23 protein-coding genes and 3 pseudogenes are annotated in these 21090 nt (G+C 72.7%); 15 read left to right on the plus strand and 11 right to left on the minus strand.

The genetic code is table 11. The features are described from left to right. Nucleotides 1–90: 90 nt before the first annotated feature. Nucleotides 91–462 (minus strand): annotated as a pseudogene (locus tag ACTWJ9_RS32420) (VOC family protein); the annotation flags it as partial. Nucleotides 463–648: 186 nt separating this feature from the next. Here ACTWJ9_RS32420 and ACTWJ9_RS32425 point away from each other — a divergent pair. Continuing rightward, nucleotides 649–1641, plus strand: a complete 993-nt coding sequence (locus tag ACTWJ9_RS32425; RefSeq protein WP_388708257.1) for an SGNH/GDSL hydrolase family protein — start codon at nucleotides 649–651, stop codon at nucleotides 1639–1641. Nucleotides 1642–1742: 101 nt separating this feature from the next. On the opposite strand, the gene ACTWJ9_RS32430 is transcribed toward ACTWJ9_RS32425, so the two are convergent. After that, the gene (locus ACTWJ9_RS32430; protein WP_279337589.1) at nucleotides 1743–2225 is read right to left on the minus strand and encodes a VOC family protein; all 483 of its coding nucleotides are present in this window, start codon (nucleotides 2223–2225) and stop codon (nucleotides 1743–1745) included. Between the two features lie 226 nt (nucleotides 2226–2451). On the opposite strand from ACTWJ9_RS32430, the gene ACTWJ9_RS32435 reads away from it, so the two are divergent. After that, nucleotides 2452–3105 (plus strand): ATP-dependent Clp protease proteolytic subunit, encoded by a 654-nt coding sequence (locus ACTWJ9_RS32435; RefSeq protein WP_279337588.1) that lies wholly within the window; start codon nucleotides 2452–2454, stop codon nucleotides 3103–3105. 2 nt (nucleotides 3106–3107) lie between these two features. Then, nucleotides 3108–3710, plus strand: a complete 603-nt coding sequence (locus ACTWJ9_RS32440; RefSeq protein ID WP_279337587.1) for a ClpP family protease — start codon at nucleotides 3108–3110, stop codon at nucleotides 3708–3710. A gap of 24 nt (nucleotides 3711–3734) precedes the next feature. Here the strand turns inward: ACTWJ9_RS32440 and ACTWJ9_RS32445 are convergent, their stop codons facing one another. Further along, nucleotides 3735–4220, minus strand: a complete 486-nt coding sequence (locus ACTWJ9_RS32445; protein ID WP_388708264.1) for a helix-turn-helix domain-containing protein — start codon at nucleotides 4218–4220, stop codon at nucleotides 3735–3737. A 191-nt stretch (nucleotides 4221–4411) separates the two neighbouring features. Between ACTWJ9_RS32445 and ACTWJ9_RS32450 the strand changes: the two genes are divergently transcribed. Beyond that, complete coding sequence (locus tag ACTWJ9_RS32450; protein WP_387042398.1) at nucleotides 4412–5299, plus strand: RNA polymerase sigma factor SigF; 888 nt, start codon at nucleotides 4412–4414, stop codon at nucleotides 5297–5299. A gap of 138 nt (nucleotides 5300–5437) precedes the next feature. On the opposite strand, the gene ACTWJ9_RS32455 is transcribed toward ACTWJ9_RS32450, so the two are convergent. Further along, on the minus strand, nucleotides 5438–5893 hold the full coding sequence (locus ACTWJ9_RS32455; protein ID WP_384212505.1) for an ATP-binding protein: 456 nt from the start codon (nucleotides 5891–5893) through the stop codon (nucleotides 5438–5440). A gap of 162 nt (nucleotides 5894–6055) precedes the next feature. Between ACTWJ9_RS32455 and ACTWJ9_RS32460 the strand changes: the two are divergent. The 4 genes and pseudogenes from ACTWJ9_RS32460 to ACTWJ9_RS32475 form a co-directional block, all read left to right on the plus strand. Then, nucleotides 6056–6208, plus strand: a pseudogene (locus ACTWJ9_RS32460) (PRC-barrel domain-containing protein); the annotation flags it as partial. An 86-nt stretch (nucleotides 6209–6294) separates the two neighbouring features. Next, nucleotides 6295–6645 (plus strand): hypothetical protein, encoded by a 351-nt coding sequence (locus ACTWJ9_RS32465; protein ID WP_443296143.1) that lies wholly within the window; start codon nucleotides 6295–6297, stop codon nucleotides 6643–6645. Continuing rightward, a complete protein-coding gene (locus tag ACTWJ9_RS32470; RefSeq protein ID WP_443296102.1) occupies nucleotides 6645–7091 on the plus strand; it encodes a PRC-barrel domain-containing protein in 447 nt (148 codons plus the stop codon). The genes ACTWJ9_RS32465 and ACTWJ9_RS32470 overlap by 1 nt, the downstream gene beginning before the upstream one ends. Nucleotides 7092–7285: 194 nt before the next feature. Next, nucleotides 7286–8554: a streptophobe family protein gene (locus tag ACTWJ9_RS32475; protein ID WP_443296104.1), complete on the plus strand. Its 1269-nt coding sequence runs from the start codon at nucleotides 7286–7288 to the stop codon at nucleotides 8552–8554. Between the two features lie 330 nt (nucleotides 8555–8884). On the opposite strand, the gene ACTWJ9_RS32480 is transcribed toward ACTWJ9_RS32475, so the two are convergent. Together ACTWJ9_RS32480 and ACTWJ9_RS32485 are read right to left on the minus strand one after the other, a co-directional pair. After that, the gene (locus ACTWJ9_RS32480; RefSeq protein ID WP_387040936.1) at nucleotides 8885–9295 is read right to left on the minus strand and encodes a hypothetical protein; all 411 of its coding nucleotides are present in this window, start codon (nucleotides 9293–9295) and stop codon (nucleotides 8885–8887) included. 288 nt (nucleotides 9296–9583) lie between these two features. After that, entirely contained in the window at nucleotides 9584–10576 is a 993-nt protein-coding gene (locus ACTWJ9_RS32485; protein WP_387040952.1) for an aldo/keto reductase, read from the minus strand. A 125-nt stretch (nucleotides 10577–10701) separates the two neighbouring features. Here ACTWJ9_RS32485 and ACTWJ9_RS32490 point away from each other — a divergent pair, with 125 nt between their 5' ends. Both ACTWJ9_RS32490 and ACTWJ9_RS32495 read left to right on the plus strand, forming a co-directional pair. Then, entirely contained in the window at nucleotides 10702–11586 is an 885-nt protein-coding gene (locus ACTWJ9_RS32490) for a LysR family transcriptional regulator (RefSeq protein WP_387040939.1), read from the plus strand. Between the two features lie 64 nt (nucleotides 11587–11650). Continuing rightward, the gene (locus ACTWJ9_RS32495; protein WP_279337577.1) at nucleotides 11651–12166 is read left to right on the plus strand and encodes a mycothiol transferase; all 516 of its coding nucleotides are present in this window, start codon (nucleotides 11651–11653) and stop codon (nucleotides 12164–12166) included. Here the strand turns inward: ACTWJ9_RS32495 and ACTWJ9_RS32500 are convergent. Beyond that, nucleotides 12148–13227, minus strand: coding sequence for an adenosine deaminase (locus tag ACTWJ9_RS32500; protein WP_279337576.1), 1080 nt, complete (start codon nucleotides 13225–13227; stop codon nucleotides 12148–12150). The genes ACTWJ9_RS32495 and ACTWJ9_RS32500 overlap by 19 nt on opposite strands. Nucleotides 13228–13419: 192 nt before the next feature. Here ACTWJ9_RS32500 and ACTWJ9_RS32505 point away from each other — a divergent pair, with 192 nt between their 5' ends. Then, nucleotides 13420–13881: a pyridoxamine 5'-phosphate oxidase family protein gene (locus tag ACTWJ9_RS32505; protein WP_387040942.1), complete on the plus strand. Its 462-nt coding sequence runs from the start codon at nucleotides 13420–13422 to the stop codon at nucleotides 13879–13881. A gap of 50 nt (nucleotides 13882–13931) precedes the next feature. On the opposite strand, the gene ACTWJ9_RS32510 is transcribed toward ACTWJ9_RS32505, so the two are convergent. The 3 genes and pseudogenes from ACTWJ9_RS32510 to ACTWJ9_RS32520 form a co-directional block, all read right to left on the minus strand. After that, nucleotides 13932–15314, minus strand: coding sequence for a phospholipase (locus tag ACTWJ9_RS32510; RefSeq protein ID WP_443296106.1), 1383 nt, complete (start codon nucleotides 15312–15314; stop codon nucleotides 13932–13934). A gap of 97 nt (nucleotides 15315–15411) precedes the next feature. Then, nucleotides 15412–16320 (minus strand): glycoside hydrolase family 19 protein, encoded by a 909-nt coding sequence (locus ACTWJ9_RS32515; RefSeq protein WP_387040948.1) that lies wholly within the window; start codon nucleotides 16318–16320, stop codon nucleotides 15412–15414. A 294-nt stretch (nucleotides 16321–16614) separates the two neighbouring features. Then, nucleotides 16615–16786: pseudogene (locus ACTWJ9_RS32520) on the minus strand (LLM class flavin-dependent oxidoreductase); the annotation flags it as partial. A gap of 220 nt (nucleotides 16787–17006) precedes the next feature. Between ACTWJ9_RS32520 and ACTWJ9_RS32525 the strand changes: the two are divergent. Continuing rightward, complete coding sequence (locus tag ACTWJ9_RS32525) at nucleotides 17007–17447, plus strand: SPW repeat protein (protein WP_279337572.1); 441 nt, start codon at nucleotides 17007–17009, stop codon at nucleotides 17445–17447. 155 nt (nucleotides 17448–17602) lie between these two features. Further along, complete coding sequence (locus ACTWJ9_RS32530; RefSeq protein ID WP_443296107.1) at nucleotides 17603–17866, plus strand: GlsB/YeaQ/YmgE family stress response membrane protein; 264 nt, start codon at nucleotides 17603–17605, stop codon at nucleotides 17864–17866. Between the two features lie 101 nt (nucleotides 17867–17967). Here the strand turns inward: ACTWJ9_RS32530 and ACTWJ9_RS32535 are convergent, their stop codons facing one another. Then, nucleotides 17968–18753, minus strand: coding sequence for a GNAT family N-acetyltransferase (locus tag ACTWJ9_RS32535; protein WP_443296109.1), 786 nt, complete (start codon nucleotides 18751–18753; stop codon nucleotides 17968–17970). A 140-nt stretch (nucleotides 18754–18893) separates the two neighbouring features. Here ACTWJ9_RS32535 and ACTWJ9_RS32540 point away from each other — a divergent pair, with 140 nt between their 5' ends. Together ACTWJ9_RS32540 and ACTWJ9_RS32545 are read left to right on the plus strand one after the other, a co-directional pair. Further along, nucleotides 18894–19379 (plus strand): nucleoside deaminase, encoded by a 486-nt coding sequence (locus ACTWJ9_RS32540; RefSeq protein WP_279337569.1) that lies wholly within the window; start codon nucleotides 18894–18896, stop codon nucleotides 19377–19379. 118 nt (nucleotides 19380–19497) lie between these two features. Beyond that, nucleotides 19498–21072, plus strand: a complete 1575-nt coding sequence (locus ACTWJ9_RS32545) for an alpha/beta hydrolase (protein WP_388708281.1) — start codon at nucleotides 19498–19500, stop codon at nucleotides 21070–21072. The last annotated feature ends 18 nt before the right edge of the window (nucleotides 21073–21090 follow it).

Raw genomic sequence — 21090 nt, forward strand, 5'->3', positions numbered from 1 at the left:
CGAAGGCGATGCGGCTCCTCCTGCCCCGCTCCGCGGGACCGGGCATGCGCCCCGGTCCTGAAGGACCGGGCACCCTGCCCGGCAAGAGAGGTGGATGCCGGCCTGCCAGAGGCCGAAGACGGCCCCGCCGGGTTCACGGGTCGGGCACATCGTGCCGAAGTCTCCGACCCGCATCGGCTCCCTCAGCAGTTCGCCGCCGTTGTCCCCGGTCCGGACGGCGGTGGCGGCGGCGTTTCGGACCGCGAGGTAGAGGCACCACTGCGACGGGCCCTCCTGGCCCGGCACGACGGCCGCCACCGCCTTGCCGTCGGCGTACGCCTGGAGGTGGTCGCCGAACTCCGACGACGCTCCGAAGGTCCAGCCCAGGACGTCCCCGTAGAAGGCCTTGGCGGCCTTGGCGGCCTCGACGTCGTCGAACGTCGCGTCGGCCCAGCAGGGTGTTCCCTCGAGTCGTACGGCCATGACGGCGTGCCCTCTCCGGACGGCCGACCGGTCCTTCGCGTCACGCTGGTCACCGCTGCCCGGACCCGCGCGCCGGGCAGGGGCCGCCCTCCCGGCGAACGGTCTTTCCCGAACCGGGTCTTCCCCCCTGGGCTCTGCTGTGCTTGCCTGGGAGCCGTTTTCGCCGGGCGGGGCGGGGGTCGCCGTATGCGCAAGCCGTGGGTCGTGGGGGTGGCGCTGGCCGCCGTGCTGCTCGGCGCGTGCGGGGACCCCTCCTCCGGGCCCGGGGCCGAACCGCCACCGCCCCCCGCGCCCGCGGCGTCGGCCACCACGCACCAACGGGCCGCGGCCACGCCCCACACCCCTTCGTCCGGTGCGGGCGGCTCCGGGGAGGTCTCCCCCGGCGCCGCGTCCGGCGAGCCGCCCGAGCCGTCCGAGCCGTCCGAGCCGTCCGAGCCGCCCACCGTGCTGTACCTCGGGGACTCACTCGCGATGGAGAACCAGAAGGTTCTCGGGCGGGAACTGCGCAAGGAGCTGCGCGCGCGGTACACGAGCGCGCCCTACTCGGGTACCACCCTGTGCGACTACCTGGAGGGTTCCGCACAACGGTCCCTGGTCCCGGCGGCGGACAAGGCGGCGGCGCTGGTGCGCTCACTGCGGCCGGACTACGTGGTGCTGCAGTTCTGGGGCAACGCCTGGGACTACACCCCCTGCATGGACGGCATCACCTACGACGCCGCGCCGGAGGAGTACTTCGAGCGGTACGCGGCCGCCGCGCGCCGGCTCACCGAGCAGATCCGCGCGGCCGGTGCGGCCCGACCGCCCCGACTCGTCTGGGTGTTGCAGGGCCCCGACCCGATCACCCCCGACCGGGTCCGCCGGGTGAACACGCTCTACGAGGAGCACGCCGCAGCCTCCGGCGGCCTGGTGGCCGACGCGGGCGGCGCGGTGAGTCCGGCCGGGGCGCGCTACACCTGGTCGCAGTACCTGCCGTGCGACGCCTACGAGCAAGCCCATCCCGAGTACTGCACCCAGCAGGACCGGGGCCGCACCGCCCTGCACCTGGACAAGGACTACCTGCACTTCTGCCTGGCGCCCACGACGTCGACGCCGAAACCCTGCCCGGTCCGCTCCCCCGGTATCCTGCGCATCGCGCGGGAGATCACCCGGGTGCTCGGGGAGCATGTCCGCTCCCGCTGACGTGATGCGCCAGAACCGTTCGACAACAGGCACGTTCACCGCTGGGACGCACGGCGTGCGGGCCCGTGGGCGGGGGCGGGCCCGCCCCCGCCGCGCCGGTGTCACTCGCCCGCGTACGCCTTCTCCAGGGCGGCGATGTCGAGCTTGCCCATCGACAGCATGGCCTTCATGACGCGGTCCGCCTTCTCCTGGTCCGGGTCGCTGATCAGCTCGGTCAGCCGCACCGGGGTGACCTGCCAGGAGACGCCGAACCGGTCCTTGAGCCAGCCGCAGGGGCCGTGCTCCCCGCCGCCCTCGACGAGCTTGTCCCAGTAGTGGTCGACCTCCGCCTGGTCGGCGCAGTCGATCTGGAAGGAGATCGCCTCGCTGAACGTGAACTCGGGTCCGCCGTTCAGCGCGACGAACTTCTGTCCGGCGGCCGTGAACTCCACGGTGAGGACGGAGCCCGTCGTGCCGTACCCGGACTCGGTGTACCGCAGGACCCGGCCGACGCTCGAGTTCTTGAACACGGAGACATAGAAGTCCGCGGCCTCTTCGGCCCGGCCGTCGAACCAGAGACACGTGGTGAATCCGTCGGTGGTCATGGAATACCTCCCGGAGTGGGGAAAGGGCGTGGAACGCGGTCTGTGGGTGTCGACCGGCCCGCCCCTCGGAACTCATCGGTCGGCGGCGCTCTGCCCCTGGCGAATCTGCCGCGGGCAGAGAAATCCCCGCGGGCCGCCGCAGCCGGTCGAGAGTGAGGAAACACGGTCGCACCGGCCGTGCGCCGAAGAGCAACACCGCACCGACACCGACACCACGGGAGCGCCGATGTCTCCACTCACCGCCGGCCGGCCGCCGGCTCCGCTGCCCCGGGCCGAGGAGGGCGACACCCCTTCGACCCGGTTCGACGACCATCTGGCCGCGCAACTCCTCGCGCAGCGGATCGTGCTGCTCGGGACCCAGGTCGACGAGGTCTCCGCCAACCGGGTGTGCGCGCAGCTGCTGATCCTGTCCGCCGAGGACCCGCGCACCGACATCAGCCTGTACGTCAACAGCCCCGGCGGCTCCGTGCACGCGGGCCTGGCGATCTACGACACGATGCGGCTGGTCCCCAACGACGTCTCGACGCTCGCCATGGGATTCGCGGCCAGCATGGGCCAGTTCCTGCTGAGCGTCGGCGCACCGGGCAAGCGGTACGCCCTGCCCCACGCGCGGATCATGATGCACCAGCCGTCCGCCGGGATCGGCGGCACCACCGCCGACATCGAGATCCAGGCGGAGAACCTGGAGTTCACCAAGCGGACCATCGAGCGGATCACCGCCGAGCACACCGGCCAGTCGGCGGAGACGATCTCCCGGGACGGCGACCGCGACCGCTGGTTCACGGCCGAGGAGGCCAGGGAGTACGGAATGGTGGACCGGGTGGTGGAGTCGCTGGACGATGTCCGGCCGGCCGCGACGCGACGCCGGATGGGGCTGTGACGATGGGTACGTACACGATTCCGCACGTCGTCGAGCGCACCCCGCAGGGTGAGCGGTCCTACGACGTGTTCAGCCGGCTGCTGTCCGAGCGGATCATCTTCCTGGGCACCGAGATCGACGACGGGGTGGCCAACGTGGTCATCGCGCAGCTCCTCCATCTGGAGTCGTCGGCGCCGGAGAGCGAGATCGCGGTCTACATCAACTCCCCCGGCGGCTCGTTCACCTCGCTCATGGCGATCTACGACACCATGGCGTTCGTACAGGCGCCGATCTCGACGTACTGCGTCGGTCAGGCGGCGTCCACGGCGGCGGTGCTGCTGGCCGGCGGGGACCCGGGGCGCCGGTTCGTGCTGGAGCACGCGCGGGTGCTGCTGGGCCAGCCGGCCACGGGCGGCCGGCGGGGCACGGTCTCCGATCTGTCGCTGCAGGCCAAGGAGATGCTGCGGATCCGTGCGCAGGTGGAGGAGGTGCTGTCCCGGCACACGCACCACGACGTGGCGACGCTGCGCGCGGACATGGACCGCGACAAGGTGTTCACCGCACAGGAGGCCGTGTCCTACGGCCTGGCCGACGAGGTGCTGAGCCGGCGCCTCGTGGGTGGGTGAGGCGCCGGGCCCGGCACGGTCGCGTCAGGCGGCCAGGCACAGCCCGTCGTAGGAGGCGCGGGGGGTGCCCCGGTTCGTCCCCCGGCCGGTGGGAGCCCGCAGGCCGGTGGGAGCCCGCAGGCCGGTGGGAGTCCGCAGGCCGGTGACGCGGACGAGTTCTCCCTGCGCCCGCGACAGCAGGTCGCCCAGGCCCAGACCGAGGGCCTGGGCGGCGGCCGCGAGGACCTCCGACGAGGCCTCCTTGCGGCCCCGCTCCACCTCCGACAGGTACGGCATGGAGATCCGGGCCGTGTCGGCGACGTCCTTCAGCGTCCGTTCCTGGGCGAGCCGCTCACGCCGCAGCACGTCGCCGACCAGGTCGCGCCAGAGCGGCTCCCTGGGGGGCGGAGCGGGAGCGGGGGCGGTGGGGGCCGGACCCGGCGGGGCCGCGGCCCGGCGCGCGGGCTCCGGACACGGGGCCGCGGGCCGCAGGGGAAGGACACGGACGTCGAGGGGCGCTTGATTGCTCACTCCCTCAGCCTAGGAATCCCCGCTCCGAGGGGAAGGGAGCGGCGTTCCGCCCTGAGTGAAGGGGCGGGACGCCGGGCTTCTGCGGGCCCCTCGAAAAGTCGGGGGGAGTGTTCGGGGACAGGCTGGGTACCAGCACCTCCGAAGGACCGACGCACATTCGCCCGTGCACGTTCGTGGGGAGAGGTAGAGGTATGGAGACCGCCGTGATCCGGCCGCAGGCACAGGTCGTCGAGAAGAACGCCGAGGCCGGGACGGGTGACGGGAGCCTGCCGGGGGTGGTGGATCCCCGAACCGTCGCTCCGCGCGATGCCAAGGAACTGTCCCGCCAGTTCTTCCGTCGTCTGGCGGAGCTGGAGGAGGGCACACACGAGTACCAGTACGCGCGCAACACTCTGATCGAGATGAACATGTCGCTGGTGCGGTTCGCGGCCGGACGGTTCCGCGGCCGTGGCGACGACATGGAGGACATCGTCCAGACCGGCATGATCGGTCTGATCAAGGCGATCGACCGGTTCGAGCTGTCGCGCGAGGTCGAGTTCACCTCCTTCGCGCTGCCGTACATCGTCGGCGAGATCAAGCGCTTCTTCCGTGACACCACGTGGGCGGTGCATGTGCCGCGGCGGCTCCAGGAGCTGCGGGTGGAACTGGCCAAGGCCCGCGAGGAGCTCTCCAGCCGTCTGGACCGCGACCCCACGGTCGCCGAGCTCGCCACGCTGATGAACATCACCGAGGAGCAGGTCAACGAGGGACAGCTCGCCGCGAACGGCTACAACTCCTCCTCACTGGACGCCGCCCTCACCGGTGACGGCCCGGAGAACGGCGAGGCCGTCCTCGCCGACTTCATCGGTATGGAGGAGGAGGGGCTGCGGCTCGTCGAGGACTTCCACGCGCTCGCGCCGCTCATGGCCGAGCTGAGCGACCGCGACCGCGAGATCATCCGCATGCGGTTCGTGGAGGAGGCCACCCAGGCGGAGATAGGCGAGCGGCTCGGGTGCTCGCAGATGCACGTCTCCCGGCTGATCAAGCGGATCATCGGCCGTCTGCGCAAGGGCATGCTGGGCGAGCTGGGCTGCGCCTGACGCCCCGGAGGGCGCACACCGTACGCGGTTTCTCGTCTCCCGGTGGGCGCGGGACCGTCCGAAGACGCCCTCGGGACATGGGGACTCCGCCGGCAGGTGTTCTGAGCCAGGCGTGACCGGCCGGCGCCGGCCGGTGTCTCAGCCGGCGTCGAGGCTCAGCACCGCGCCGACGCGCTTGCCGACCGGTACCCGCTCCACGAAGAGGTCCCGCGCCAGGGCCCGGACTATCTCCAGTCCGTGGCAGCCGATGCGCTGGGGATCGCGGGGGAAGACCCGGGGCAGGGTGCCGCTGCTGTCGTACACGGCGACCGTGATCGCTTCGTCCGTGCCCTCCAGCTCCAGGATGTATGGGCCGCCGCTGTGCCGGTCGGCGTTGGTGACGAGTTCGCTCACCACCAGGAGTGCCGCGCCGTCGGTCCGCCGGCCGATCGTGGCGCACCACTCGGTCCTCAGCTGTTCCAGGAAGCGCGCGGCGAAGTCGCGCGCCTCGGCGATGCATCCCGGCTCGCCGGTGAAGTGTGCCGCCCGCCGCAGCGGTTCCACGGGCACGTCGAAACCGCTCGGTATCACTGCCCCGTCCAGGTGATCGATCATGGGTTTCTCTCTGGGAAGCCGGACTGGCCGGACGATCTGCACCGGTCCACCTACCCCGAGTCGGGCGACACAGTCCCCTGATCGGTGTTCGTCGTGACACACGGCAGGCACCCGGACACACGGGTGCGGAGAGAAGGCCGCCTCCGGCGGGAAGGGCGAGCCATGAACGAACTGTTGGCGGTGCGATGCCTGCGGACGCTGCCCGTGGTGACGCTGGGCGGCGATGCGGTGGCCCACGTCAAGGACACGGTCCTCGACGCCACGGCCGGGCGCGTCACCGGCTTCACGCTCACCGGCCGAACCCTGCTGTCGGGCCCCCTTCCCCGGGAGCCGCCCTGGCCGGCGGTGCACTCCCCCGGCCGGCACGCGGTCATGGTCCGCGACGAGGGGCGCTGTGCGGCGTGCCCCTGTCGGTGGCCCGCCGCGACGCCCCGCACGGGCGGCTGCTCAGCGCGCAGGTCCTCACCGACGAGGGCGACGCGGTCGGCACGGTGCTCGACGTCCTGGTCGAGGGCGGCGCCAGTGGCCGGATCGTCGCCTTCCGGCTCGCCGCGCACCGGGAGTCGGCACCGGGCTCCAGACACCGTCGGCACCGGGTGTACGTGCCGCGGGGCGAGGCGGTGTCCGTCTCCGTCTCCGGCCGGTCGCTGGTCGTCCCCGCTCACGCCACCACCCACGTCACCGATGATCTGCCGGACTTCGTGGCGCGGGTCGGCGCGTCCCGTGCCCGGCGGACGGGCGCACTGCCGTGATGCTGTTCTCCCGGGTGCGAGGGCTGCCGGTGCCGGCCCCGGGGGGACGGGAACCGGCTCGGCATCGTGCGGGCGCTGACGGTCGACCCGGCGTCCGGCACGGTCACCCACGTGCGGACACGGAGCGGGCGCCTGCGCAGGGAGACCGTGCCGGCCTGGGCCGACCTGGACGCCGCAGGCCCGGACATGCTGATCGCCCGCCGTCCTCCACCTCGGCCGAGCCTCCACCGCATCACGATCTGCTCGGCAGCAGGGTGCTCACCGAGGACGGCGAGGAGCGCGGCACCGTGCTCGACGCGGCCTTCGACCCGCTCACCACCCGCATCGAGGCGGTCCTCACCACACGTGGCGAACTCCCGGCCGACCGCCTCCTGGGGCTGGGTGACCACGCTCTGGTGATCCGCGCCCGGGGCGCCGGGCCCAGGACACCGGCACCGCACGTCTGACCGGGCGACCTGCTGGGCGCCGCCGGCAGCGGCGGCGGTGGCCGGGGCGTCGTTCATCTGATTCCTTTCGTGGATCCCCCGCCTTCAGGCGGGGGAGGATGTCCATGTGTGTTCCGGTGGCGCGCCGGTCGCAAGCCGACGCGGACGGACCTTTCGGCAGGCGCCCGGTGCGAAAGCACGCTTAGCGTGCAGGGGTGAGCTCACGTACCGCCTTTGACCGGGTGACCGCCCGCCACGGCTGGACGCAGGCCCTGGTCACGGTGGTGGGCGGGCTGCTCGCCATGAGCGTCGTGGCCGCGCTCGGGCTGTGGGCGGCCGGTGCGGCGGACCTCCCCGGCGGGTCCTTCCCCCAGGTGGTCGCGGCGACGGTGGTCACCGCCGTGGGCGGCTCGGTGCGGCTGTCCGGGGACGCGGGCCGGCTGGCCGGCGCGGAGGGCGGTCTGACGGTCATGCCGCTGTCCGTCACGCTCACCGGGGCCCTGGTCGTCGGGCGGGGCTTTCTGCGTCCGTTGCGCCACCGGGCCGTCGCGGGGGTGCCCGAGCTGATCGGGTGGGCCGCGCGGATCGCCGCCCTGTGGCTGCTCGCCCTGCTCGGGCCGGCGTTCGCCGCCCGGCACACCTTCGAGGTCTCGCTCGGGGACGGGCCCCTGGACGACCTCGGGGATCTGTTCGGGATCTCCCCCGAGGTCGGTTTCGCCGCCGATGTGCCGTTGACCCTCCTCGTCGGCCTGCTCTGGCTGGCGGGTGTGCTGGTGCTGGCCCTGCTGGTGTCGCGGGGCGCCCCCCTTCCGGGCCGGCTGCTCCGGTTCCAGACGGCGGTGCGGCCCGCGGCGCGCGCGATGCTGTGGCTGCTGCTCGCCTCCGTCGTCATCGGTGCCGTGACCGCGCTGGTCGTCGCCGCGACGCGGGGGCACCCGGCGGATACGTTCGCCGTGATCCTGCTGGGTCTGCCCAACGTGGCCTGGCTCGCGTTGACCATCGGGCTCGGCGCCACCTGGGACGGCAGGGTGGAGGGGCCCTTCGGGCTGCCCCTGCCGCATGTGCTCGACGAGGTGCTGCGCACCGAGGACGTCTCGGCGCTGAACCTGAGCACGCTCGCCGAGCACGACGGCAGGGTGTGGTGGCTGCTGGTGGCCGACGCGGTGCTGCTGCTGGCCGTCGCGTTCGTGATGGCGGCCCTGTCACCGGCCCGGGTCCGGGCCTGGCAGCACGCCGTGCACCTGGCGGTGGCGCTCACGCTGACGGTTCTGATGATCTGCCTGGTCGGCCGGATCTCCGCCCGGCTCGGCCTCTCCGTGCTCGGCATCGGCGACCTCGGTACCGGACTCTCCGGTCAGGTGCTGCTCGCACCGCGTCTGGCGGGCGCCCTGGGGCTGGCCTTCCTGTGGGGCCTGGTCACCGGTTTCGCGGGCGCGCTGCCGGCCCGGGGGAGGTGGCGCGGCACGGGCGGACCGGACCGCTGACGGGACGCGCCGGACCGCCGGCGGTGCTCTGCGTCCGCGGTCCGCACACCGGTTCCGCCCAGGCCTGCGGCGGTTTCGCCGGTTCGGGCGGCTGCCCGTCCGTGCTCCCCTCGCCGGCGTGCTCCGCTCTTCGCCGGTGCCTCGTCGAGGACGGCGTCGGCCTGCGGCGGGAGGTCGCAGCGGGCGTCGACCGGCCGCCCGGAGACCGGGGATCCGTTCCGGGGCCACGTGGTCGAGGGTGCCGACGGGCCGGCCGGCGGCGGTGAATCCGGTCAGGGCGGAGGACCGGCCCGGCGGAGAGGTGTTCGGGGGCGGGCGGCGGCCGGTCGGTCAGGCGACCTGGACGCCCAGCACCGGGGCGGCGCGCTGCATCCGCAGGGCGTCCACGGATTCGGCCAGCAGTTCGTACTCGGTGGTGTCGTCGCCGGTGGCGAGGCGCACCAGCTGTCCGGCGGCCAGCGCCTCCGCCATCTCCTCCTGCCGGGCGTCGTCACCGCACCAGGCACGCAGCACGGCGGGCACGTCGGGCACACCGTCAGCGACGGGGACGAGCGCGCCCGGGGGTAAGTGTTCGGCCTCGGGCTGCGGGTCGAGGCGCTCGGCGATCCACGAGGCGCGATCGCGCAGCCACCAGAGGGCCAGGGCCAGGGTGGGTGCGCGATAGGTCCCGAGGGGTACGCCGATGCGGCGGCCGTCGCAGACCCCGTACGCCGTGACGTGGCACAGGAACTCGTCGTGCACGGTCCTCTCCCCCCGTTGCGTTGCCCGGCGGCCGACCGCGCTCGCTCTCCGGTGGGTCGCGTGCTGTGTGTGAGGGCGCCGTCGCGCGGGGTGAAGCGCTCTCGTTGTCGAGTATGTTCACCGCTGAATCACTGTCACCATGCCTTTCCGGCCACTCTCTTGGCATATTCGCCCCTTTCGTTGGCCGGAATGCGGCGCGCACGGCAGCCGGAGGCACGACGCCCACCCGGCGGTGTCGCACCGAGGAGTGCGACGCGGCCGGGTGGGCGACCTGCCCGGGTGAGGGGCCTACTGCTTGACCACCGCGTCGATGCGGGCCAGTTCGTCCGCGTCGAAGTCGAGGTGGCGGGTGGCCGCGACGCTGTCCTCGAGTTGCCGCGGGCTGCTCGCCCCGACCAGGGCCGAGGTCACCCGCCCACCGCGCAGCACCCAGGCCAGCGCCATCTGCGCGAGGGTCTGGCCGCGGGACTCGGCGATGCCGTTCAACGTGCGCAGCCGCTCGACCAGTTCGCCGGTGACGGCGCCGGTGTCCAGGAACGGGCTGTCGCTCGCGGCCCGCGAGTCCTCGGGGATGCCGTCGAGGTAGCGGGCGGTCAGCAGGCCCTGCTCCAGCGGGGAGTAGGCGATGGAGCCGATCCGGAGCTCGTCCAGGGCGTCCAGCAGGCCCTCGTCCTCCGGCCGCCGGTCGAGCATCGAGTAGCGCGGCTGGTGGATCAGCAGCGGGGTGCCCAGCTCGCCGAGGATGCGGGCGGCCTCACGGGTCTGCTCCGCGGAGTAGTTGGACACGCCGACGTAGAGCGCCTTGCCCTGCTGGACCGCGGAGTGCAGGGCCCCCATGGTCTCCTCCAGCGGAGTGTCGGGGTCGAAGCGGTGCGAGTAGAAGATGTCGACGTGGTCCAGGCCCATCCGGCTCAGGCTCTGGTCCAGGGAGGACAGCAGGTACTTGCGCGAACCCCATTCTCCGTACGGGCCGGGCCACATCAGGTGGCCGGCCTTGGTGGAGATCACCAGTTCGTCGCGGTACGGCGCGAAGTCCGCGCGCAGCGCCTCGCCGAGGGCGGACTCGGCGGCGCCGGGCGGCGGGCCGTAGTTGTTGGCGAGGTCGAAGTGGGTGACGCCCAGGTCGAAGGCGCGGCGCAGGATGGCGCGCTGGGTCTCCGCGGGGCGGTCGGGACCGAAGTTGTGCCACAGGCCGAGCGAGAGCGCGGGAAGCTGCAGGCCGCTGCGTCCGGTGCGCCGGTAGGGCAGGTCCGCGTAACGGTCGGGGTGCGGGGTGTACAACACGACTCCAGGGGGTCGGCACAGGGGTGTCCGGTTCCGTCGAACCGGACTCCACTCTGTCGCGCACCGCGGGCAGCGGTCCAACAGGAGAATCCGATGGAATTCAGCGGATACGCTTCTCAATCATGGAACTGCGCCACCTTCAGCATTTCGTCGCCGTCGCCGAGGACCAGCACTTCACCCGGGCGGCGGAGCGGCTGCTGGTCTCCCAGTCGGGCCTGTCGGCGTCGATCCGCGCGCTGGAGCGCGAGCTGCGGGCGCCGCTGTTCGTACGGACGACCCGGCGGGTGACGCTGACGGAGGCCGGACGGGCCCTGCTGGTGGAGGCCGAGCGTGTCCTGGCCCAGGTGCGGGCCGCGCACGAGGCGGTGGCCGCGGTGCAGGGGGTGTTGCGCGGCACGCTCGCGGTGGGCACCGAGCAGTGCATCGCCGGGGTGCATGTGGCGAAGCTGCTGGCCGCGTTCCGGCGGCGCCATCCGGACGTGGAGATCCGGCTGCGGCAGTGGGGCTCGGCGGCGCTGGCCGAGGAGGTCGCGGCGGGACGCCTCGACCTGGCCTTCGCCTACCGGACCCAGGCGGACCCGGACCGGCTGCGGCCGGTGGCGCTGGCCGGTGAGCCGATGACCGTGCTGTGCCATCCCGGGCACCGGCTCGCGCGGGCCGGGACGCCGCCGGCCCCGCACGACCTGGGCGGCGAGGTGTTCGTGGACTTCCATCCCGACTGGGGGCCGCGCCGGGCCACCGACACCGCCTTCGCCGCCGCGGGGGTACGGCGCACGGTCGCGCTGGAGGTGAACGACGTGCACAGCCTCCTGGACCTGGTCGACGAGAACCTCGGCATCGCCGTCGTCCCCCAGCACTTCCGGCACAAGCGTGCGGCGCTGACCGCGCTGCCGCTCGAAGGCACCGGTGAGCCGGTGTACGAGACCGTGGCGCTGCTCCCGCCGGCCGAGGCCGTCAGCCCCGCCGCGCGGGCGCTGATGGCCCTGCTGGACGACGCGGACGCGTGAGCCCGGCCGGACTCCCGGGGGAGAACGGGGCGCGGGCGGGGGCGGGATGCGCGAGGGTGGACCCATGCATGCCAAGGACATCCTCATCGACGGCTTCGGCAGGATCCGCGAAGAAGTACACGCCGCGGTGGCCGGGCTCGGCCCCGACGTCCTCAACGCCCGGCCCGCGCCCGGCGCCAACTCCGTCGCCTGGCTGGTCTGGCACCTCACCCGGATCCAGGACGACCACGTCGCGGACGCCTTCGGGCTCGACCAGGTGTGGCTCGCCCAGGACTTCGAGAAGCGGTTCGCGCTCGGTCTGCCCCGCCGCGACACCGGGTACGGCCACACTCCGGCGCAGGTCGCCGAGGTGCGGGTCGGCTCGGCCGACCTGCTGACCGGCTACTACGACGCGGTGCACGCGCAGAGCCTGGAGGCGCTGCGCGCGCTGCGGGCCCAGGACCTGGAGCGCATCGTGGACGAGCGCTGGGATCCGCCGGTGAGCCTCGGGGTGCGGCTGGTCAGCGTCCTGTCCGACGACCTCCAGCACGCCGGACAGGCGGCCTATGTGCGCGGGCTCCTTCAGAGCACGGACGCGTAACCGGGCAGCACCACGTCCCGCAGGAGGGCGTTGCGCTCGTCGAACGGGAGGAACGCGCTCTTGACCGCGTTGACCGTGACGGTCCGCAGGTCCCGGGCGGTCCACCCCGCCTGCTCCACCAGCAGGGACATCTCGCGGGTCATGGTGGTGCCGGACACCAGCCGGTTGTCGGTGTTGAGGGTGACCCGGAAGCCGAGGTCCTTCAGCGCGGTGATGGGGTGCGTGGCGATCGAGTCGGCGGCGCCGGTCTGGATGTTGGAGGTGGGGCACATCTCCAGCGCGACCCGGCGGTCACGGACCCAGCCCGCGAGCCGGCCGAGCTTGCCGGCCTCGAGGTCGGGGATGTCCTCGGTGATCCGCACACCGTGGCCGAGACGCTGCGCGCCGCACACCTGGAGGGCCTGGTGGATGCTGGGCAGGCCGTGGGCCTCACCGGCGTGGATGGTGAACGGCACGCTCTCGCGGCGCAGGTGCTCGAAGGCGTCCAGGTGATCGGCGGCGGGGAAGCCGTCCTCGGCGCCGGCGATGTCGAAGCCGACGACGCCCGCGTCCCGGAACGCCACCACCAGGTCGGCGATCTCCCGCGTCCGGTCGAACATCCGCATGCCGCACAGCAGCGTCCCGACCCGCACCGGCGTCCCCCCGGCGGCGGCCTTGGCCATGCCGGCGGCGAGCCCCTCCTGCACGGCCTCGACCACCTCGGGCAGGGTCAGCCCGCCCTTGGTCATCAGCTCGGGGGCGTAGCGGACCTCGCCGTAGACGACACCGTCGGCGGCGAGGTCGAGCACGTACTCCTCGGCGGTGCGCAGCAGTCCCTCGCGGCTCTGCATGACGGCGAGGGTGTGCTCGAAGGTGGCTATGTACCGCACCAGGTCACCGGAGCCGGCGGCCTCGACGTACCAGGCGGCGAGCTCGTCGGCGTCGGTGGTGGGCAGGGCGTGGCCGACCGTGTCCGCCAGCTCCACCAGGGTGGCGGGGCGCAGGGCGCCGTCGAGGTGGTCGTGCAGGACGGCCTTGGGCAGCCGGCGGAGGGTCTCGGTGTCGAGGCGGGGCGTGGTCATGAGCGGTGCGTTCCTCAGCTGTTCTGTGGTGAAGTGCGCGGTCACCCTGCGGGGGTGGGACCGATCGGCAGAGGTTATACGTAAAACTTCAGTGCGCGCCAGTCCCGCTCCCGGCGGCGCCCGGGCCTGGTCCCGAGGGCCTACGACGGAAGACCGAGGCGCCCGGGCGGGGCGTGCGGCTACCGTCCGCGTATGAAGATCACCGAGTTACCGCAGCGGAGCCGGGAGCAGCGCAGAAGGGATCTCCTGGACCGGCTGGAGCGGGAGATGGACGTCTGGGTGGCCTCGGCGGACGCCGAGGGGCTGCCCTGCCTGGTGCCGTTGTCGTTCGTGTGGGACGGCGAGGCCGTCTGGCTGGCGACCCGGCCGGCCAACCCCACCGGCCGCAACCTGCGGGAGGGCGGCCGGACCCGGCTGGCGCTCGGCGACACGCGGGACGTCGTCCTGATCGACGGCGAGGTGGAGACGTACGGCGCGCGGGAGGTGCCGCCGCCGGCGGCGGAGGCGTTCCGGGAGAAGACCGGCTGGGATCCGCGCGCGGAGCGGGCCGTCCACACGTTCTTCCGGGTACGCCCCCGGGCGGTGCAGGCCTGGCACGGGGTGCGCGAGATGCCGGAGCGGCATCTCATGCGGGACGGGATCTGGCTGATGTAGGGCGCCTCACGGCGCCGGACCCGCATCGCCCCTTCCCGTCCCGCACGGGGCTACGGATACGTGTACGTGTTGAGGGCGGCGACGGCCGCTGCCGGGTTGCCGAGGTCGTAGCGGTCCACGGCCAGGAAGTTGGGCTTCTTGCGGGCGGCCGGCTGGCAGAACCGGCGGGCGCGGTCGGCGAGTTTGGCGTTGTCCGTGCCGGCCGTGTCCGCGATCGCGGTGTCCCGGAAGTGGTTCATGACGAAGAGGGGCCGAAAGCCCGGCTCGGTGCGGGTGAGCGGGATGTCGGCGCCGGCGCCGTACCAGCGGCTGTAGCAGGACCAGTCGGAGGTGCCGACCCCGGAGCCCATGGACCAGTGGTTCTCGACGGTCCACTCCCGCTGGTACATGACGCCGAAGCCGTCCCGGGTCAGCCCCGCGGCCTGGTCGGCGGAGCGGCTGTGGTCGCTGAAGATCAGCAGCCGCTTCCCGGTGGCGGTCAGCTCCGCCATCGTCGGCCAGCCGCGCTCGCGCACCCCGGCGCGGTCCGGCCGGTGGAGGACGTCCGACAGGCCGGTGACGCGGGCGAGTTCGGCGCGCAGTACGCCCGGGTCGACGTAGTCCTCGAGGAACACGGTGACGACCTGGTCGGGGTGGGCCTTGAGGAAGTCCACCATGCGCTGGAGGTCCACCCACAGGGCGACGGGCCTGCTGACCAGGGTGCAGCTGTTGTGGCAGAGGATCGCGCCGTCCGGGGTCTGGTGGATGTCCAGCATGAATCCGCGTACACCGTCGGCGAGTTGGCGTTCGATGCCGCGCGTCTGGTTGGGGAAGAGGTTGACGAACGGCGGGGCGAAGCCGCCGTCGACCCCGTTGGCGTACGCGTTGTGCGAGGTGAGGAAGGTGACCTGGTCCAGGGTGCGGGTGTCCTGGGGCGGCATGGGCCGGGTGGCGGGAGCGACCGGGGTGAGATACCAGTGGGTGAGGTCCCCGGAGCCGCCGGCGACGGCGAGCCGGGCGGGGTGGTCGGCCCCCGCGGGTCTGGGGGCGACGGTGAGGCGGCGGTCGGTGCCGGGGACGCCGAGGGTGTACCGGTCGGCGCCGACGGGGGTGATCTCCCAGGCCGCGTCCGCGCTCGTGCAGGGAACGGTCCCGGCCAGGTCGCCGGCACGGCCGAGGCAACTGCCGGGGGTGTCGGTGTTCTCCAGGAGGTGGGAGGCGCCGTTCACCCGCAGTGTCCACTGCTGGCGGTCCTCGTTGCCGCGCGGCCGGTGCTGCTCGACCGCTCCGGCGCTGTCGGCCGCGTTGAGTCCGGTGGTGGCGCTCTGCACGTAGTGGGTGGTGCCGGGCGGCGGAACCGCGTCGGCGCCCGCCGCGGGCGTCGGCGCCACGACCGCCGCGACCAGCGCGGTGGTCGTGACGGCCGTGGCGAGCAGGGCGTGGGGGGTGCGCATGGTGGGTGCCCTTCGTCCGAAGGACGGCCGCGTGCGCGAGGGCACACGGCCGGTCACGGATGGTCAGGAGCATGACACCACGCCCCGCGGTCCTGCGTCAGCAGTACAGGTTGCCGCCGGGTGACGTTCCGAGGATCTGGGTGAACTGCTGATACGTGGTCACCCTGCTCTGCACCTGCGCCGGGTTGCGGCCGTCGCACTCCAGGGAGCCGTTGATGCTGCGGATCGTCTGGCCGAAACCGGCCTGGTTGACCATGGCGTTGTGCCCCGTCACGCTGCCGGGACCCGACTGGGTGTTCCAGTACCACAGGGCCGTCTTCCAGGCGACGGACGCGTCGTTCTGCACCAGCCAGGGGTTGTTCAGCAGATCGATGCCGAGCGCGTCACCCGCGGCCTTGTAGTTGAAGTTCCAGCTCAGCTGGATCGGCCCGCGCCCGTAGTAGCCGGACTGACCGGCCGGGCAGCCGTACGGCTGTCCCCAGTCGCAGTAGTGCGAGTAGTTGGCCGTGTTCTGCTCGACCACGTGCACCAGACCACCGGTCTCGTGGCTGACGTTGGCCAGGAAGGCGGCGGCCTCCTGCTTCTTCACCGTGTCGCTGCCCGTGTTGGCGAAGCCGGGGTAGGCGCTCAGGGCCGCCTTCAGCCCGCTGTAGGTGTAGAAGGAGTTCCGGTTCGGGAACATCTGGTTGAACTGCGCCTCGGACACGACGAAGTTCCCGACCGGCGTTCCGGGGCCGTTGTCACAGGAGTACGGCTCCCAGTACCAGGTACTGATGATCGGGTCGTAGCCCGGGTTGGCGTGCTCGGCGATGTAGGTGCGGCCGTCGCTGTAGCGGACGATGTCACCGGCGTTGTACCACTGCCCGGCCACCCAGTTCGGATAGCTGGAGCACGCGGCGGCGGCCGACACCGGAGCGGCGGAAGCGGTCGCGGCCGGGAGCAGCACCGGCGCGCTGCCGGCGATGACGACTGCGGCCAGCACGGCGGACATGCGGCGTCTCGACAAGGGATCAACTCCTCTGCGAAACACGGCCGCTCCCGGGCGGGGACACGCTTGAGCGAACTGTCGCCGCACGCGCGCCGGTTGAGCCGGCCACGGTGTGGGGGGCGGCCGTGGTGGGGGGTGTCGGGCACACTTAACCGCATTGGTCTGTACCAGTCAAGCCGCAGTCGGGCCAGCCCTTTTGCCCCTGCCCAGGGAGGCCCATCGGTCTCCGTCACATCCGCACTGTGCGTCAACTCCCATCCCATGCAGGTGACTTGAGCGGACACTGCGGATTCCGCACCCCTCCTCCCGGGAGGGGTGCCGCCCCAGCCCCTGCGCGGCGAGGCGGGGCAGGACGCCCTCGCCGAACCAGTACGCCTCCTCCAGGTGCGGGTGGCCGGAGAGGACGAACTCCTCCGCCCCAGAGGCCGGGGTGGACCTCCAGCCCGTCCCGGCCGCCTCCGCCCAGGGCGAGCATGCGCCGCCGGCGGCCCGGGCCCTGCACGACGCCTTCGCGGGCCGGGCCCGGCTGCCGGGCGGCGGCACCGGCCGGGCCCGCGGCGCGGAGGGGGTCGGGACAGGCCGGGGGGGACCACCCCGCCCCGACCTCTACACATAAAGGAAAAATAAGAGCAGAATGACCTCAAGCGAGGTTTGCCGCATACCACCCGTAAGCGGCCGATCCTGCTAGTCGAAGGAGGCGACTCATGGCCAACGTCTCGCATCCCCGCGGTGACATCACCAGCCACCCCGATGCTCCAGAAATGCGGGCGCGGTACGACCGCATGCTCGGCGGTCGTGACGTGGTGCTGGTCGACGGACCGGTGTTCCTGCTCGGCCTCTACTGCGCGGTGTCCCCCTGGATACTCCACTACACGACGAGCCAGCCCGCGCTCGTGCCCCACAACCTGATCGTCGGCATCGCGATCAGCCTGCTCGGCATCGGGTTCGCCGCCGCCCCGGCGCGCATGTACGGCCTCAGCGGAGCCATGTGCGCCCTCGGCATGTGGATGATCATCTCGCCGTGGATCGTCGGCACCGGTCCGGACGCAGGCGTCATCTGGAACAACGTCGTCATCGGCGCGCTGACCCTGCTGCTCGGCGTCATGTGCGTCGCCACGGCGGCCAGGAGCACCTCCAGGACCTGATCGCGGCCGGAAAGGGACCGAGGGCGGGGCCCGGTCCGCGTCCTGTGCGGGCCGGGCCCCGCCCTGCCCGTACCGGCCCTCCCCGGCACGGGCGACTGCCGCCGCCGAGCGGGGGCACACGTCCTTCAGCGGGGGTTTTGAGAAGGAGGGGCGAAATGGAGATCGGCGGCATCATCAGTGCCATCGTCATCGGTATCGTCATCGGCGTCCTGGGCCGGCTCGTGGTCCCCGGGCGTCAGCGCATCGGGGTGCTGTGGACGATCCTCGTCGGCATCGTCGCCGCACTGATCGGCTCGGCGCTCGCCACGGCGCTCGGAGTGGCCGACACCAAGGGCGTCGACTGGATCGAGTGGCTCATCCAGGTCGGCCTCGCCGCACTCGGGGTGGCCGCGCTGGACCGTGCGAAAGCCCCGCGCTGACCGGCCGGTGCGGCGGCCCGGGACGGCGTACGGGCACAGGACGGGTCCGGCGGAGGTCCCCGGCCGGATGGCGGTACGGAGAACCCGTGAGCCCGACGGCCCTACGGGACGTACGCATACGGTGTCGTCGTGCCCAGCGGGACGAAGCCCAGACGCTCGAGGACCGGGCGGCTCTGCCCGGACGCGTCGACCTGGAGGTAACGGCAGCCGCGCTCGGCGGCGACGCGGGCCCGGTGGGCCACCAGCGCCCGGTAGACGCCCCTGCCCCGCCAGGCCTCGACGGTGCCGCCGCCCCAGAGCCCGGCGAACCGGGTGCCCGGCACGAGCTCCATCCGGGCCGCGCTCACCGGCTCCCGGCCCGCCAGGGCCACCACGGCGACAACGGTGCCGGGCTCGGCGGCGAGCCGGGCCGACAGCCGGTGGCGCAGCCAGGACGCGTCGGCGTGGAAGGCCTTCTCGTGCACCTCGGCCATGAGATCGACACCGGCCCGGTCGGTGACGGGGACGACGCGGACGCCCTCGGGCAGCACAGCCTGCCCGGCGCCGAGGAGCAGCTCGTCGATCTCGCCGACCATCAGCGTCTCCTCCGGTCCGGGCGTGAACCCGGACGCCACGAGCCGCTGCCCGAGGTCCACCGGCAGGTCATAGCCGTACAGCTTCCATTCGAACCCACGGCCCAGCCCGGTGAAGTGGGCGATCTGTCCGGCGATCGCCGCGTCCGCGTCCGTGTCGTCCAGGGCGGACCAGACGACGCCGTTCCAGCCGTGTCGCGGTGCGGTCTGCCGCACCACACGGCCGGTGCGCTCGACGCGGGCCCCGGGGCCGTCGGGCCTCGCTCCTTCGCGCAGGTCACGGTCGAACAGGGCGAGTACCGCGGCGTGGTCCATACCGCCCACTCCAGCACCGGCCCGGCGCCCGGGCAACGGGTTTACGGGGCACCTGCACACCGGCTTCGCGTCCGTGATCGTGTGCGCCTAAGGTTGCCGTGACCGGTGATCGAGCCGTGGTCGTGAGAAGGGCGGCACCCGTGACTGTCGAGGATGTTGAACTGCCCCACCTGCGTCGCTGCGTCGAGCTGGCGACCGAGGCGCTGGACGCCGGGGACGATCCGTTCGGTTCGGTCCTGGTGGCCGGCGACGGGTCCGTGCTCGCCGAGGACCGCAACCGGACGGCCGCCGGGGACCGCACCCGGCACCCCGAGTTCGAGCTGGCGCGCTGGTCGGCCGCCCACATGACGCCCGGGGAACGGGCCGCCGCCACGGTGTACACCTCCGGCGAGCACTGTCCGATGTGTGCGGCGGCGCACGCCTGGGTCGGCCTCGGCCGGATCGTCTACGTCGCCTCCTCGGCGCAGTTGCTGACCTGGCTCGCCGAGCTGGACGTGCCCGCTCCACCGGTGCGGCCGCTGCCCGTCGCCGAGATCGCACCGGACGTGACCGTGGACGGCCCGGTTCCCGAACTGACGGAGGCGGTACGGGAGCTGCACAGGAGGTTCCACAGCGCCCGCGGCTGAGCGGCCGGGCCCGCCGCAGCCCAGGGCCGTCCGGCCGACAGGCGGGGCCTGCGGGGTCCCCTTATGGTGATCGAGGGCGCCGTGTCCGGTCCGCTCTGGGGCGTCCCTGGAGGCATCGATGCTGGCCAAGCCGTCAACGCGACCCCCGGTCCGGCGCCGCGCGGTCACCGGAGCAATCGGACTGGTCCTGCTGAGCGCGGGCCTCCCGGCCGCCGCTGCCGCGGACGGGGACCTCGACCGGTTCTACGACCAGAAGATCACATGGTCGGCGTGCAAGAGCATGGACACGCCCAAGGACCTGCAGTGCGGGAAGATCACCGTCCCCGTCGACTACGCCGAGCCCGACAGGGGCTCCCTCGACCTGGCTCTCGCCCGCTACCGGGGCACCGGCGACCCGCGTGGCTCGGTGGTGCTGAACTTCGGCGGGCCGGGGGGTTCGGGCGTCCTCGGACTCGCCCATGCCGGCAAGGAGTTCATGGGTCTCACCGACGGGTACGACGTGGTGTCCTTCGACCCTCGCGGTGTCGGCCGCTCCTCACCGGTCAGCTGCGGCATCCAGGCCACCGGTCAGGCGCTGGAGGCGACCGGCGGCGAGGGCGTGTCCGACCCGCGGGACGTACTCGCCCGGTTGCGCGTGGTGGCCGCCGAGTGCGCCGAGCGCTCGGGCCCGGTGCTCCCGCACATCGGCACCGTGAACGTCGCCCGGGACCTGGACGTGCTGCGCGAGGTGCTCGGCGACAAGAAGCTCACCTACCTGGGGTTCTCCTACGGAACCCGGCTGGCCTCGGTGTACGCTGCCCGATTCCCCGAGAGAGTGGGCCGGTTGGTACTGGACGGGGTGGACACCCTGACCGAACCACTGGCCGAGCAAGGGCTGGCGAGCGTCCGGGGACAGCAGCTCGCGCTCGATCACTTCCTGACCTGGTGCACCAAGGACATCGCCTGCCCGTTCGGTCAGGACCCGCGCGGAGCACGGGAGTTGGCCGTGAAGCTGGTCGCCTCGCTCGACGAGGACCCGGTACCGACGGACTTCGGCCACGAGTTCGCCGGGCAGGACCTCGCGGGCGCCATGGCGCAGGGCCTCTACAGCAGGGAACTGTGGCCGTTGCTGCAACGGGCGCTCGCACAGCTGATGGAGGACGGGGACACACGCGGGGTGGAGGCCTTCGCCACCGGCGGGGTGACGCTCCCCGTGCCGCAGCGGGAGAACGACCCGCTCGTCGACGAGGAGGACGTCCCCCTGGACAACCTCCCCGCCGCGCTGATGGCGGTGAACTGCGCGGACGATCCCGACCGCCCGGCCGCCGAGCAGGTGACCCGGGACCTCTCCCGGCTGCGCACCGCCTACGAGAAGGCCTCACCGGTCTTCGGCCGCTACCGGCTCGCCCAGGTGCTGATGTGCCACGGCCGCCCTCGGGGGACCGACTACATCCGCGAGGAGGTCAAGAACGTCGACACTCCGAAGATGCTGCTGGTCGGCACGCGGGGCGACCCGGCCACGCCGTACCGGTGGACGGTGGAGACGGCCGAGCGGCTCGGCTCCTCGGCGGTGGTGCTGGACAACCGGGGCGAGGGCCACACCGGCTACGGATCGTCCGACTGCGTGCGCCGGAAGGTCGAGGACTTCCTGCTCTACGGTTCGCTGCCGCCCAGCGGCAGCTCGTGCGGCCCCGAGGACGACTCCCGTGGGTGAGTCCGCCCGCGGGACGGC

This window comes from Streptomyces sp. GDS52, assembly GCF_052246875.1.
GTDB lineage: Bacteria > Actinomycetota > Actinomycetes > Streptomycetales > Streptomycetaceae > Streptomyces > Streptomyces cathayae.